At 53.0% G+C, this 13,700-nt stretch carries 13 protein-coding genes and 1 pseudogene; 7 read left to right on the top strand and 7 right to left on the bottom strand.

Annotated features, from left to right (window positions below; translation table 11 throughout):
• The first annotated feature begins 73 nt into the window (after positions 1 to 73).
• The 3 genes from I9W95_RS10290 to I9W95_RS10280 are packed head-to-tail and all read left to right on the top strand — an operon-like array spanning position 74 to position 1,774.
• Positions 74 to 745: an SDR family oxidoreductase gene (locus I9W95_RS10290; protein ID WP_225674528.1), complete on the top strand. Its 672-nt coding sequence runs from the start codon at positions 74 to 76 to the stop codon at positions 743 to 745.
• A 16-nt stretch (positions 746 to 761) separates the two neighbouring features.
• Entirely contained in the window at positions 762 to 1,127 is a 366-nt protein-coding gene (locus I9W95_RS10285; RefSeq protein WP_225674526.1) for a hypothetical protein, read from the top strand.
• Between the two features lie 5 nt (positions 1,128 to 1,132).
• Positions 1,133 to 1,774: a hypothetical protein gene (locus I9W95_RS10280; RefSeq protein WP_225674524.1), complete on the top strand. Its 642-nt coding sequence runs from the start codon at positions 1,133 to 1,135 to the stop codon at positions 1,772 to 1,774.
• Between the two features lie 50 nt (positions 1,775 to 1,824).
• Here the strand turns inward: I9W95_RS10280 and I9W95_RS10275 are convergent, their stop codons facing one another.
• Together I9W95_RS10275 and I9W95_RS10270 are read right to left on the bottom strand one after the other, a co-directional pair.
• Positions 1,825 to 2,487: a nitroreductase gene (locus I9W95_RS10275; protein ID WP_225674522.1), complete on the bottom strand. Its 663-nt coding sequence runs from the start codon at positions 2,485 to 2,487 to the stop codon at positions 1,825 to 1,827.
• Between the two features lie 163 nt (positions 2,488 to 2,650).
• The gene (locus I9W95_RS10270; RefSeq protein WP_225674520.1) at positions 2,651 to 4,120 is read right to left on the bottom strand and encodes a leucyl aminopeptidase; all 1,470 of its coding nucleotides are present in this window, start codon (positions 4,118 to 4,120) and stop codon (positions 2,651 to 2,653) included.
• A 234-nt stretch (positions 4,121 to 4,354) separates the two neighbouring features.
• Here I9W95_RS10270 and lptF point away from each other — a divergent pair, with 234 nt between their 5' ends.
• Positions 4,355 to 5,425 carry an LPS export ABC transporter permease LptF gene (gene lptF / locus I9W95_RS10265; protein ID WP_225674517.1) on the top strand — a complete coding sequence of 357 codons (1,071 nt, stop codon included), beginning with the start codon at positions 4,355 to 4,357 and terminating at the stop codon, positions 5,423 to 5,425.
• The gene (gene lptG / locus I9W95_RS10260; RefSeq protein ID WP_225674514.1) at positions 5,425 to 6,489 is read left to right on the top strand and encodes an LPS export ABC transporter permease LptG; all 1,065 of its coding nucleotides are present in this window, start codon (positions 5,425 to 5,427) and stop codon (positions 6,487 to 6,489) included. Before lptF ends, lptG begins: the two co-directional genes overlap by 1 nt.
• An 11-nt stretch (positions 6,490 to 6,500) precedes the next feature.
• On the opposite strand, the gene I9W95_RS10255 is transcribed toward lptG, so the two are convergent.
• Positions 6,501 to 6,944 (bottom strand): RDD family protein, encoded by a 444-nt coding sequence (locus I9W95_RS10255; RefSeq protein ID WP_225674513.1) that lies wholly within the window; start codon positions 6,942 to 6,944, stop codon positions 6,501 to 6,503.
• Positions 6,945 to 7,129: 185 nt separating this feature from the next.
• Here I9W95_RS10255 and pdxH point away from each other — a divergent pair, with 185 nt between their 5' ends.
• The gene (gene pdxH, locus I9W95_RS10250; RefSeq protein WP_225674510.1) at positions 7,130 to 7,768 is read left to right on the top strand and encodes a pyridoxamine 5'-phosphate oxidase; all 639 of its coding nucleotides are present in this window, start codon (positions 7,130 to 7,132) and stop codon (positions 7,766 to 7,768) included.
• Between the two features lie 17 nt (positions 7,769 to 7,785).
• On the opposite strand, the pseudogene I9W95_RS10245 reads toward pdxH, so the two are convergent.
• The 4 genes and pseudogenes from I9W95_RS10245 to I9W95_RS10230 form a co-directional block, all read right to left on the bottom strand.
• Positions 7,786 to 8,712, bottom strand: a pseudogene (locus tag I9W95_RS10245) (fructosamine kinase family protein).
• Positions 8,713 to 8,852: 140 nt separating this feature from the next.
• Positions 8,853 to 9,308 carry a 3'-5' exonuclease family protein gene (locus I9W95_RS10240; protein WP_225674509.1) on the bottom strand — a complete coding sequence of 152 codons (456 nt, stop codon included), beginning with the start codon at positions 9,306 to 9,308 and terminating at the stop codon, positions 8,853 to 8,855.
• A 194-nt stretch (positions 9,309 to 9,502) separates the two neighbouring features.
• Entirely contained in the window at positions 9,503 to 10,588 is a 1,086-nt protein-coding gene (locus I9W95_RS10235) for a fatty acid desaturase family protein (protein ID WP_225674507.1), read from the bottom strand.
• 83 nt (positions 10,589 to 10,671) lie between these two features.
• Positions 10,672 to 11,727: an AraC family transcriptional regulator gene (locus I9W95_RS10230; protein WP_225674505.1), complete on the bottom strand. Its 1,056-nt coding sequence runs from the start codon at positions 11,725 to 11,727 to the stop codon at positions 10,672 to 10,674.
• 136 nt (positions 11,728 to 11,863) lie between these two features.
• Between I9W95_RS10230 and I9W95_RS10225 the strand changes: the two genes are divergently transcribed.
• The gene (locus I9W95_RS10225; RefSeq protein WP_225674503.1) at positions 11,864 to 13,588 is read left to right on the top strand and encodes an AMP-binding protein; all 1,725 of its coding nucleotides are present in this window, start codon (positions 11,864 to 11,866) and stop codon (positions 13,586 to 13,588) included.
• Positions 13,589 to 13,700 lie beyond the last annotated feature (112 nt).

Raw genomic sequence — 13,700 nt, 5'->3', positions numbered from 1 at the left:
CCTCCCCTCTGTGCTGTGCCACCGAAGCGAAAGGCGTTAGACTGGCCGCCAGCAGCCTAATTAGGAGACTGGTGTGGCAAATGTAGTGATTACCGGTGCCAATCGTGGCATCGGACTGGAGCTGGCAAAACTGTTTGCCGCTCGTGGCGATTCCGTAACCGGTGTATGCCGGGAAACCAGTGATGAACTGGAAGATATTGCTGATCAGGTGATCAGTGGTATTGACCTGACCAACGACGAGTCGATTGATGCTGTCGTTGCTATCCTCGAACAGTTACTGGAAGGCCCGCTGGATCTGTTGATCAACAATGCGGGTTTGTTCTGCAATGAAACCCTGAACGATATGAACTTTGACACGATCCAGCAGCAGCTGGATATCAATGCCATTGTTCCGCTGAAAATGGCCTGTGCTCTGCTGCCCTATATGGCAACAGGCAGCAAAATAGCCAATATCACCAGCCGCATGGGCTCGCTCGAAGACAATACCTCCGGTAGCTACTACGGTTATCGTGCATCCAAGGCAGCGTTAAATGCTTTCGGTAAATCGCTTGCGGTAGACCTGAAGCCCAAAGGTATTGCTGTTGCACAGCTGCATCCAGGCTTCGTACAGACGCGCATGGTTGGATTCAATGGTGATATCAGCCCACAGGAAGCAGCAGCAGGTCTGGCGGCGCGTATCGATGAGCTGACGCTCGAAAACACCGGTGGCTTCTGGCACTCTAACGGGCAGGCTTTGCCCTGGTAAATAACAGGAATTTATTATGTCTAACGCACGTATTGTCAAAAAGCAGCACACTCGTTTGCTGGCGGAGTTTTTCGTCGATGTGAGCCAGGATGCCGAGTGGGAAAAGAAACTGCAGGCGCTGCAGATTGAAGACAAAATCGATACTTCGGAAGCCGGTTTTCCGGCGGAATTCCTGGAGTTTTTCCCGGAAGCTGAAACGCAGAAACTGCAGTACTGTATTGAACGCGTAAATCTGGAAGACGTGCCACGTGCTGCTTCCTGCTGGTGGCCGATTGAAGAGAATACCCACTATTATATGGCGTATCCTGCTCAGTTCCCGCAAGCGACCATTTACATGGCGATTGATTTTCATGGTGATCACGCAGACTGCTGCGGAGAATAAAGCCAATGATTGAGGAGCTCAAAAACCGACTGCGCGATCAACGCGACCTGTTAAACGAGCTCCAGTCTACGCGCTTGCATCGGGCTCTGAGCTGGATGGCTGCAGCAGAAGGACATCATAATGATGCTGATCTGCGTTTTATCTGCAGCTGGATCAGTTTCAGTGCCTGTTATCTTGCTGACGACGAACAGGTCCGGGCTCTGGCTGACCAGCAGGGCTTTCAGCGTCTGATTCAGCAGCTTGTCGATCTGGATCAGCAAGAGCGTATTTACCACTGCCTGTGGCATCAGTTTTCCGGACCGGTACGCGCGTTGATTAAAAACCCTTATGTTTTTGCACCGTTCTGGGTTTCACAGCGTCTGCAGAATGACGACTGGAAACAGCAGTTTGATCAGTCCTCGGTAGCTGCGCTTAATTATTTAAGCCGCAAGAAAGTACCTGAACTCCTCGGCATTGTACTTGACCGTCTGTATGTTCTGCACAATCAGGTGGTGCGGGGTGGGGCAACCTATCAAAGCCGGGTAAACCGTGAGCAGGTTGAAGATGGTGGACGATTATTGCTGGCGCTGATGCCGGTGATAATCGACATTATGCTGACTCACAGTGATCAGGACTGGGGTGATTTGCCTTATCCGGTGGTTAAATAATGCGCCAATAAAAAACGGGAGCTGAGCTCCCGTTTTTTATTGTCCTGTTATCAGCCGATAAAGCTGACGGCGTCATCCAGATTTGCACGATCCGTACGGCACTTATTGGCATCCGCATTTTCATCCGCATAGCCGAACGACATACCGAACAGAATACCTCGTCCCTCCGGCAAACCGAGGAATTCATGCACGGGCTGTGGGAACTGACCCAGGGCGCCCTGCATGCAACTGTCGATACCGCGCTCTTTCAGCAGCAGTGTCAGTGTCTGGGCGTAGATACCAATGTCGACGGCTCCCATGATATCCAGATAGGTATCCATGGTGAAAAAGGCAACGTGAGGTGCATCGAAAAATGCCCAGTTCCGCAGCATCGCCATGTTGCGTTTCATCTTGTCGTCACGGGCTATGCCCATTGCATTGTACAGAGCCGCAGCGGAACCAAACTGGCGCTCGCGGTGAATTCCTTCATAGGCAACCTTCCAGTTAAAGTCTGGTTGCGGTGGCTGCTGTTTCATTACCGTGCCAATCAGCAGGTTCTTCAGTTCGTCTTTTTTCGCACCAGAGACAACGTAGGTCTGCCAGGGCTGTACGTTGCAGTTGGACGGTGCGCGCTGCGCGGCGGCGAATACTTCTTGCAGAGTGTCGCTATCAACTGCGTCTTTTTTAAAAGCGCGGACCGAGTAGCGGCTGTTCAGAATTTCAGTCAATGACATTGTTGTTCTCGTTATACCTGAGCGTTCAGCTCATGGTATCAGCGGCAGGAAGGGCTGAGGGGGGCGAATGTGCCACAAAGCAAGCGTTTTCCGGATGCTGAACAAAAAAAACGGGCTGATCCCTGTCGGAGTCAGCCCGTTAATCAATCCACTGAATGATGGATTATTTAGCCAGTAAATAGTTCACCAGCAGAGATACAGGTCGACCGGTTGCCCCTTTGGCTGCTCCGCCTGTCCATGCGGTACCGGCGATATCCAGATGAGCCCATGGTGTGCCTTCGGTAAAGCGGGACAGGAAACAGGCAGCTGTGGTGGCGCCCGCCAGCGGACCACCAATGTTGGCGATGTCAGCGAAGTTAGAATCCAGCAGAGACTGGTAGTCTTCCTCCAGTGGCAGGCGCCAGACTTTATCGCAGGACCAGTTAGCTGCGGTCTGCAGTTCGCCAGCCATGGATTCATCCTGGGTAAACAGGCCAGAGTTCACTTCCCCCAGCGCCGCCATACAGGCACCGGTCAGGGTGGCGATATCGACGATGGATGCAGGCTTGAGGTTGTCGATGCCATAAGTCAGCGCATCACACAGCACCAGTCGGCCTTCTGCATCAGTATTAAGAATTTCGATGGTTTTACCGGACAGGCTGGTAACAACGTCGCCAGGTTTGCTGGCGTGACCGGCTGGCATGTTTTCGGCGCTGGTGATCATGCCGATGATGTTCACCGCAGGCTTCAGAGCTAGTACTGCTTTCATCGTGCCGAGAACGGATGCAGCACCGCACATGTCATACTTCATCTCGTCCATTTTCAGGCCCGGCTTGAGACTGATGCCGCCAGTATCGAAGGTGATACCCTTGCCCAGAATCATATGAGCCGGAGCGTTTGCATCAGCTGCGCCCTGATATTTCATAATGATCATCTTGCCTGGTTCGGAAGAACCTTTGGCAACGGACACGAAGGCACCTGCGCCCATTTTTTCCAGTTCAGCTTCATCCAGAATGGTCACTTGCAGGGCACCGTCAGCTCCCAGCTGTTCTGCCTGTTGCGCCAGGTAGGTTGGAGTACAGATGTTAGGTGGCATGTTGCCCAGTTCTTTGGCGTAGCTGACACCCTGAGCAATCGCGTCCCCCTTGTTCAGCGCAGCACTGACATCGCTGCCGAGCCAGATCAGGCCGCCGGGTGCGCGCGGAGCTTCGTCATCGGTTGCTTTGCTTTTGGTCTCCGTGAAACGATACAGCGCGTTGCCATAGGCTACGGCAGTCTGTTCAGCCCACCAGGTCTCCGGCAGTTCAGCGGAGGCCAGTTCGCTCAGGGCGAGGGCAATATCGCCATCCAGCTTTGCCGTTGCAGCAGCGATAGCCTTCATAATTTTAAGGGCTGCGCTGGCTTTGGGGGGTTCTTTGCCGCTGCCCACCAGTAGTACGCGTTCTGCTTTGACGCCGTTGACTGCAGGCAGCAGCAGGGTTTCACCGCTTTTGCCGGTAATGTCTTTCGCATCAATCCGCGCCTGAATAAAGCCTGAAGATGCAGAATCAATGGCTTTTGCGGCATCAGATAACTTGCCTGACTGGTCGAGAGTGACCACAATACAGCTGGCTTGAACGTCGACGGCTGAGTTTGCGGAAATCTGGTATTGCATAGTGTCTCCTGACGGATATGCGACTGGGTGAATGTTCGCCGGAAAATACGTTGTCGCTGCAGAACTGCAGCCACAAACGCCGGGTCATAAAGACTATAGATTGCGTTCAAGTGTACGAAAATCAAGGGATGAAAACATCCGCTGCCATCAATCGGCCGCTTTGCTGTTTCGTACAGATACTAAGAATACTAGCAGGCTGCTTCGTTGCTGCGGAGTCGCCAGAGGAAATAAGATTTGATTCTCTTCCGTTATCTTGCACGGGAGCTGGCAGGTTCGCTGTTAGCCGTTACAACGGTATTGCTGATGATCCTGATGAGTGGCCGACTGATTCAGCAGTTGGCGTCGGCTGCAGCTGGTGAAGTGTCACTCGAGTTCGTGTTTTTTACCCTGTTGCTGCGTCTGCCGTCGTTTCTCGAAATGATTCTGCCGCTTGCCTTGTTCATTTCCATTTTGCTGACTTATGGCCGGTTGTATGCCGAAAGTGAAATGACGGTGCTAACGGCAACCGGTTTTTCTGACCGCAAGCTACTGGGCTATACCATGATCCCGGCGCTGTTCCTGATGGTGCTGGTGGGCAGCTTTACGCTGGTACTCAGCCCCTGGGGTGCTCAGAAAATGGAGAACCTCTATCAGCAGCAGGCCAAACTGACTGAATTTGAATTGCTTGCGCCTGGGCGTTTCCAGAGCACGGCCAAAGGTACCAGGGTGACCTATACCGAGGCTCTGTCGGATGACAAAAAGCAAATGAACCAGGTCTTTATCGCAGATGGTGATACGCTGCTGCTGGCTGAAAAAGGCACTCAGTATGTCAGTGATGAAACCGGTTCGCGTTTTCTTGAGCTGCACAGTGGTCGCCGTTACGACCTGAAACCGGGTAACCCTGAGTTGCAGATTCTCGATTTTGATCGCTACGGAGTCAAAATTGCCGATGAGCCTGATGAGCGTCGCAAGTTGCGTAAGGAAGCCGTACCGACCCTTGACCTGATCGGTTCGACTGATCCCAAGCATCAGGCGCAGCTGCAGTGGCGTATTTCGCTGATTCTGATGGTGCCGATCGTTACTCTGATTGCCTTCCCGCTGTCGAAAGTGAATCCGCGCCAGGGACGTTTTGCCCGACTGTTTCCGGCCATTATTCTGTTTATGGTGTATATCTCACTGCTGATTGCCCTGACCGGTATGATTGAAAAACGATCCCTTGATCCGGCCATTGGTTTATGGGGATTGCATATGGTGTATCTGATAATAGGGCTGGGTTTGTTGCTACTACCTGAGTTTATTCGTCGCCGGAAAGTGAAGGGATTGTAATGAAGCAATTAGATGCTTACGTCGCCCGCAATGTTTTCTGGGCAACGGTCGTGGTTGTTCTGGTGATTGTTGGTCTGGATGCGATTTTTACTCTGGTAGATGAACTGGATCAGCTGAAGGGTGGTTACCAGTTTATGCAGGCGCTTGAATTTATGGCACTGCGTTTGCCACGTCGCGCTTATGAATATATGCCGATGGCTTGCCTGATTGGCTGTCTGGCAGGTCTGGGAACGATGGCCGCTAACAGTGAGCTGACCGTTATGCGTGCCGCTGGTATTTCCGTCGGGCGTATCAGTCTGGCGGTATTGAAGCCAATGGCATTGCTGATGATTCTGAGCATGACGGTTGCAGAGTTTGCGATTCCGGTTCTGGAGCGTATTGCGCAGTCGCAGAAAGCCGTTGCTCAGGGTAAAGATGATGTGTTGTCGAATAAGGGCAAAGGCTACTGGCACCGGGAAGGTAACGATTTCATGCGCTTCACGGCGGTGGAACCGGGCGGTGTTCTGCACGGCGTTACACTGTATGAATTTGATGTGGATTGGGAGCTGCAGCGCGTTCGTTCTGCGACCCGCGCTATCTATCAACGCTCGCACTGGCAGATGGAAAACGTCAAGGATGTGCTGGTGTTTGCTGATCGCAGCGAAGTACGTAATCTCAGCAGTGCTATGTGGAATACGGAGCTTACTCCGGAAAGTCTGAGTGTGGTGATGGTACAGCCGCGGGATATGTCGATTTCCGGCCTGTTTACCTACACACGTTATCTGGAAAAACAGGGCCTTAATTCAGACAACTATCTGCTGTCTTTCTGGCGTAAGGTGACGCAGCCGTTAGGTACTTTTGCTCTGGTTATTCTGGGGATTTCTTTCATCTTCGGTCCGCTGCGCGCAGTGACGCCGGGATACCGGATCTTTTCAGGTATTCTGGTTGGTCTTATTTATAAATACGCCGAAGAAATGCTGGCACCCGCCAGCATCGTATTTGGTTTCGCACCGATCTGGGCAAGTATCATTCCGATCGCTGGGTGTGCAGCTGTGGGGTTATTAATGCTGCGTAAGGCGGGCTGATCAGTCCGCTATCATTCCATATTTTTAGGGGCGTGAACGACGCGCGTGACTGAGGCAATGTCGTGCCAGGTGCGCTGTTGTTTATCGAACAGCATCCACCAGAAGCCCACGCCTGCGGCAAGAATCGAGAAGAAGCCGATACCGGAGCGCAGCATACACTGGCTGAGTTGCACAGGACGGCCATCTTCGTTGATCAGCGTAAGGCGCCAGGCTTTCATGCCAATCGTCTGACCGCCTTTGCGCCACGAGTGGCTGTAATAGAGAAACGAAATACTGAAGAACAGCGACATTGCTGTTGCCGGTGACAGGCGCAGCATTTCGTCATTGCCGGAAGATATCGCGGTGACCAGCAAGCCGCCAAGAATGATGTATAGGGCAATCAGAATAAGGCCATCGTAGATCATGGCTGCCAGGCGACGACCAAGGTTAGCGGTAGGGTAATTCTGCAGTGACATCGTGCTTCCGGGTGGTTGACTGGGAATGCGCGGATAATAGCAAATGGTCTGTGGAAGTGCTTCCCCGGAACTCAATGCCTTACAAATCTATAGACACGACTTCCGATATTCGCAGTGCAGGTCAATATCCTGACGACTGGACATGGCATACTCTGCGGTAATTAACAGGCTACAGGAGCATTAGTATGGTTAATCTCGGAGATATCCGCCGTCAGTACACTCAGGGCCGCCTGGATGAGAACACCTCCGCCAGTGACCCGATGACTCAGTTCCATGCCTGGTTTGAACAGTACCGGGGAACGAATCCGCTGGAGCCAACCATCATGACGGTTGCCAGTGTTGATGCCAGTGGTCAGCCATGGCAACGAGTACTGTTACTCAAGGCCTATGATGAACGCGGTTTTGTGTTTTTTACCAATTTTGAAAGCAATAAAGGGCAGCATTTCGCGCTGAATCCAAAAGCGAGTCTGCACTTTTTCTGGATGAATCTGGAGCGTCAGGTTCAGGTGCAGGGGACACTGGAAAAAATAAGTCGCGAAGAAGCCGCTGAGTATTTTCACTCGCGCCCGCGCGAAAGCCAGCTCGGCGCCTGGGCTTCTGCTCAGAGTCGCCCGCTACCAGACCGTGCGACGCTGGAGCAGCGTTTTGCCGAGGTTTCTGCACAGTATGAAGATGGTGAGGTTCCGCTGCCGGATTACTGGGGTGGTTACCGCCTGAGCCCGCAGCGGGTGGAGTTCTGGCAGGGGGGAGAGCACCGCCTGCACGATCGGGTTGAGTACACAGCTGACGGCGACGCCTGGCTGAAACAGCGCCTGAATCCGTAATCCCGCCAGCCTGTTCGCTACAGGTGAGCGATCAGGCTGTCAGCCTGCTGAACATAGCTGCCACCAAACAGCAGCGCATGATTCAGAACATGGTAGAGCTGGTAGATTTCCCGGCGCTCACGATAGTCGCTGTGAATCTGGCTGATGCTTTGATAGCCGTCTTAGAATTTTTTAGGGAAGCGGCCAAATAACTCGGTCATTGCCAGATCGGCTTCTGCGTCGCCGTAGTAGCAGGCGGGATCAAACAGTACCGGGTAGGAGAGCTGGCGTTCCGGATTGAAGCCGATATTGCCGGACCAGAGGTCTCCATGCAGCAACGAGGCGGTGGGCTGGTGGTTGCTGAGCATCAGTCTGCTGACTTCCAGAGCGCGCGTTCTCTGCGAGATAACAATGCCTCTTTGTTCCAGCTGCACAAACAAGGGGTTTAGGCGTTGCTCAACAAAGAAATCCCCCCAGTTCTCATTCCAGCGATTATCCTGGGCCGTTTCGCCACACCAGGTCGTACGTTCGAAACCGTACCCTCGGCTACTGGTGTGAGTATGCATCTGAGCCAGTTGCTGACCGGCAGAAAACCAGTCGCCATGGACGGCAAGAGGGATATGCTGCAGGATCAGGTAGGACGTACCGGGCTGACCTTCGGATTTAATGCTGCCAAGCGCGAGCGGCGCACAAATAGAGATGGTCTGGGTTGCCATCATTGCCAACAGGCTTTCCTGCTCGGCGGCAAAATGTGGCTGATAGGCCAGATCGCTGCACTTGATAAAGAAAGAGCCAGCATCTGTTTGCACCGTAAACTGACTTTGCTGTTGGCTACGGTGCTGGCTGAAACCCCTCAGGTCACGAGCTGACGGGAACAGCAGCTGGTTATCGACGGCGTCGTTCAGAATACTGGTCAGCAGAGTCCTGGCCTGCTCATCATCCTGATGTCCGCCTTGCTGGGACATAGCAAACGCTGAGTTCATAAGCACCACCGTAAAGAGTACAGGTGACCAGTGTATGCCCACCTGACCATTCAGGATGCTAATCAGTTAACACTTTTTCAGCGATCACGTCCGCAAATCTGGCGAAAGATAATAATTAAGACTCAGTGGCGACCGTTTTCCGCTGCCCAGGCCAGCAACATCTGATGAACTCTGTCGTCGCAGGTCTGATGAAATTCTGCTCCGGGCTCCAGAGCTGGCTCCTGCAGGACCTCTTCGTGGCTGCCGATTTCAATACTCAGATCACGACCGCAAGCGTCGTAGATTTTTTCCAGCATCAGCTCAGTACGGCCGGCATCATCGGCGTACAGGTAGGGTTGTTCGAGGTCGTTTTCCAGCTCACGGATCACTGACCACAGTGTCTCGCCGCGCTGATAGAGAGTATCCGGGGTAATGCCATGCAAATCCTGCAGTGCAATATCCCAGTCGTCCCAGTCATCTTCTGGCTGGATCAGTGTGGTTTTGATCTGGCCGTCGGCCATCGACCAGGCAATGGCAACGGGATGAGCATGTTCTTCCCAGGAGCTGGCGTCGATGGCTATAAACTGAGGGTATTGCATACGCGGACTCCGCAACGAAAATCTGGCCGAATCTTACCCTAAGTCCGAAGGGGAGCAAGTGCTTCAGTATGGCCTGATATCTCCTTAGTGACGTTGCATAGCGTTCAGCACATCAATCACCTCCGCCCGGTCGGCCTCCTCGTTGTGTGTCAGAGTAGAGGCCGTATGGCAGGAAATTGTGCCTCAGAGCCAGTTTAATGGCGGGCTGCGGGCTCTGACTGCGGCTGACCCATACTGCGCAGGTGGCGGTAATGAGCCTTCAGAGCCTGTGCCAGGGTAGGGTAACTGCGGATAGGCAGACCTTGCTGGCGGCAGGTCTCACTGAGCAACGCATGCAGTCGCGGATAGTGCACGTGGCTGACACGAGGGAACAGGTGATGTTCAACCTGAAAATTCAGTCCGCCGAGTGCCCAGGTCAGTACCCGGCTTGAGGTGGCAAAGTCGACGGTGGTACGCAGTTGATGTTCCGCCCACTCGCTGGTCATGCTGCCATCGGCCGCGGGTTGTGGGAATTCAGCCTGATCTACGACGTGGGCAAGCTGGAAAACCACAGCAAACAGGAAACCAAGAATGGCGTGCATCAGCAGAAAACCGATCAGAACGTTGTGCTCACCGGGCAGACTGGCGGGCAGAACCAGATACAGCAGAATGTAGAGCACTTTACTGGCCCAGAACTCGGCGTGTTCTGCCACTGTCAGGCGGTGACTGAAATCCTTCTGACCAATCTTCTGGCGAAAGTAGGCTTTGTAGTCGAGTACAAAAAACCAGAACAGGCTGGTGAGTGGATAGAGCAGCCAGACATAAATATGCTGGCCACGATGAAACCAGTAGCGCTTCTGATGCGGACTCATACGGAACAGCCCAAGTGCATCGATATCTTCATCAACATCATCGACATTCGTGAACGCGTGATGGTTGCGGTTGTGCTTTTGTGACCAGTAACTGCGATTACTGCCAATCAGGTTAAAGGTAAAGGCGCACAGCTGATTCAGTCGGCGTGAGCGGCTGAATGACTGGTGTGCTCCGTCGTGCATGATGTTAAAGCCGACCAGAGCAGTGGCAACGCCATGCAGTGCCCAGAAGCCAATATTCAGCGCGCCTTCACTGAGCAGAATGCCGGCAAAACTGGCAACGAACAGGGATGCGATGATCAGGGCTTTACGGTAAAGCCGTATATCGCCACTGCGCGGCAGGCTGGTGGACTGGAAGTACTGATTCACTGTGGAAGACAGCAGACGATACAGCGGACGCTCGCCGCCGGGAAAGTGTGCCTGATTCATGATTTTTTATGATTGTTATTATGGGCAGGGGTCATCGTACCGGATTGTCCGGCTTTGTAAACGATGGTATCAGATTGAGCGCTTTATTCGTTGTTCTGTTCTTTTGCCTGCTTACGGAAGGCTCTTGGTGACATTCCCAGCCAGCGCCGGAAGGCACGGCCAAAATTAGACGGGTCGTTATAACCCAGCTGGTGAGCTATTTCTTCCACAGAGGTCGGCGTTTCCAGTAACTGCTGAATGGCCAGCTCACGTCGGGCTTCATCAATGATGTTCTGGTAGGTGGTATTCAGCTGTGCCAGCTGGCGATTGATGGTTCGCGGACTGGAGTGCAACGCATTCGCCATGACAGCAAGCGTCGGAAAGGCGTTCATACGGTCTATATTTCGGCGTATCTGCGTCACCAGATCCTGGCCCCGATCCAGCTCTGCCAGAAGCTTTTCGCACTCGGCTTCAGCCATGCGCCGTGCCGTCGTGTTTGCTGTGGATACCGGCGTATCCAGTAACCACTGCGGAATGCACAGCTGATTGTGCGGCTGATTAAACATCACCGGTATACCAAGAATACCCTCGTAGCAGGAGGCAGGACGGGCCGGACCGTCAGTAAACCTGGCTATAGCGGTCATTTCTTCGCTGTTCTGGGTCAGATAGCGGGCAATGGTGACGAAAGTCGAGATGATGTTCTGTACGACAAAGGCGAAGGTGCTGGGCATAGCTGCCAGGCGATTGATCTGAATAATGGCGCTGTCCTGATCCTGCACGAAACGAATATCAGCCAGCAACGTACGCGTTCGGGCGTAGCGAATGGCCAGCGATAGTGCCTGACCGAGGGTATCACTGGCGAGGATCGCGAAGCCGAGAAAGTCGTGACTTGAGATATTCATACGCCGGCCATGCTCAAGGCCAAGCAGGGGATCACCACTGAGTGCCAGCGCGTTTTCTATTACCTTGTGGTATTGCAGGGGAGAGATAAATTCCTGCGGGTCCTGCAGGGTTCTGGCTGACAGTCCGGTGCCTTGTACCAGCTGTGTGGTCGTGATGCCTTGCTGCGCCAGCAGTTCAATCAGTTGCGACAGGTACTCTGTGCCGATAAAGGCCCGACAGGCAGCGGATGTGGTGTAGAACTGGTCCTGCTTGTTCATGGCCATTTTCTCCTGAGTAAACACTTTGGCGCGTTATGACCGAAGCATGACATGATTCCCTCTTTTCCTCAAGGCGCCTTTCAGTCATAGTCTGTGCACAACAAAAACAAGAACCATTAACGTAAAGGTGACTCCTGTGGATGCTTCATTCTGGGACGGCAAGCGCGCGCCCGGCGTGCCTGATCAAATTAACCTGGCTCAGTACAACGCGGTTGTTGAGGTTATTGAAAGTGCCTTTCAGCGCTATGCTGACCGTTCGGCCTTCACCAGCATTAACTACACGCTGACTTACCGTCAGATCGACGAGTACAGTGCGGCGTTTGCTGCTTATCTGCAAAATCACACCAGCCTGAAACCAGGTGATCGCATCGCGATTCAGATGCCGAATATTCTGCAGTTTCCTATTGCTATGTATGGCGCGCTGCGTGCCGGTATGGTGGTGGTGAATACCAACCCGTTGTACACCGAGCGTGAAATGCTGCATCAGTTCAACGACTCAGGTGCCAAAGCGCTGGTTTGTATGGATGTGTTTGCCCGTTCAGTACAGAACATCCGCGCTGAAACCGGTCTTAAACACATCATCGTGACCAGTCTGGCGGATATGCTGCCACTGGTGAAGCGCACCCTGATCAACGCAGCAGCGAAACACATTAAGAAAATGGTTCCGCCATACGATCTGCCAGAAGCTGTTTCTTTCCGTAAGGCATTGTCTCAGGGCGCTAAGATCGGTGGTTTTGTACCAAACTACATGCGTAACCCGAATGACACCATCATTCTGCAATACACCGGCGGTACTACTGGTGTGGCCAAAGGTGCTGAGCTGACCAACCGTAACCTCGTAGCCAATATGCTGCAGGCGCGTGCGATGTTGAGTCAGATTGACCCGGCCAGTGGTGAAAAGATCAAACCGGATACCGGTGCAAAAGTGGTGGCCCCGCTGCCGCTGTATCACATCTACTCGTTCACTGTGCACCTGATGGCCCTGTTTGAACTGGGTGATCACAGCATTCTGATCGCCAATCCACGTGATACCGATATGTTCGTGCGCATGATGAAACCGCATCAGCTGACCGGAATTATTGGTCTGAACACGCTGTTTGTATCACTGCTGGCTCATCCTGAATTTAAGAAATGTGACTTCAGCCAGCTCAAACTGACGCTGTCTGGTGGTACTGCACTGGTGGAAGATACGGCTAAGCGCTGGAAAGACATGACTGGCTGCGGTATTTCTGAAGCCTATGGCCTGACTGAGTGTTCCCCAGCCGTGTGTATGAACCCGGCTGGTGGTCTGGAGCAGATGGGTACTGTCGGCCAGGCTGTACCGGGCACTGCACTGAAATGCATTGATGCGGACGGTAACGAAGTCGCCATTGGTGAGCGTGGCGAACTGTGTGTTAACGGCCCGCAGGTGATGAAAGGTTACTGGAATCGTCCTGAAGCAACAGCCGACAGCTTCACGCCGGACGGCGAGTGGTTACGCACTGGTGACGTAGCGGTTATCGACGAAGACGGCTTCGTTAAGATCGTAGACCGTATCAAAGATATGATTCTGGTTTCCGGTTTTAACGTTTACCCGAATGAAATCGAAGATGTGGTTGCGGCCCATCCGGCCGTTGAAAACTGTGCAGCGATTGGTGTACCGGATGAAAAAACCGGTGAAGCGGTGAAGCTGTTTATCGTTGCCACCGATGCTAACGTTACCGTTGACGAAATTCGTCAGTATTGTCGCGACAATATGACGGGCTACAAGGTACCTCGTTATATTGAGTTCCGCACAGAGCTGCCAATGACGCCGGTTGGTAAAATTCTGCGCCGTGAACTGAAAGATGAAGAAGCCCGTAAGCGCGAAGAAACGGCCTGATTTATCGCTCCTGAAAAAGCCCGCATATGCCACTGCTGTCCCACAGTTTTAAAGGTATCTGTTTTCTATAAACGACTTTTAAATCCGCAGTGCCTACTGCCTACCAGGGGAA

Origin of the sequence: Thalassolituus marinus, from assembly GCF_020320395.1 — a bacterium.
Lineage (GTDB): Bacteria > Pseudomonadota > Gammaproteobacteria > Pseudomonadales > Oceanobacteraceae > Venatoribacter > Venatoribacter marinus.
The sequence above is the reverse complement of the archived record's forward strand: the minus strand, read 5'-3'. Positions and strand labels throughout refer to the sequence as shown.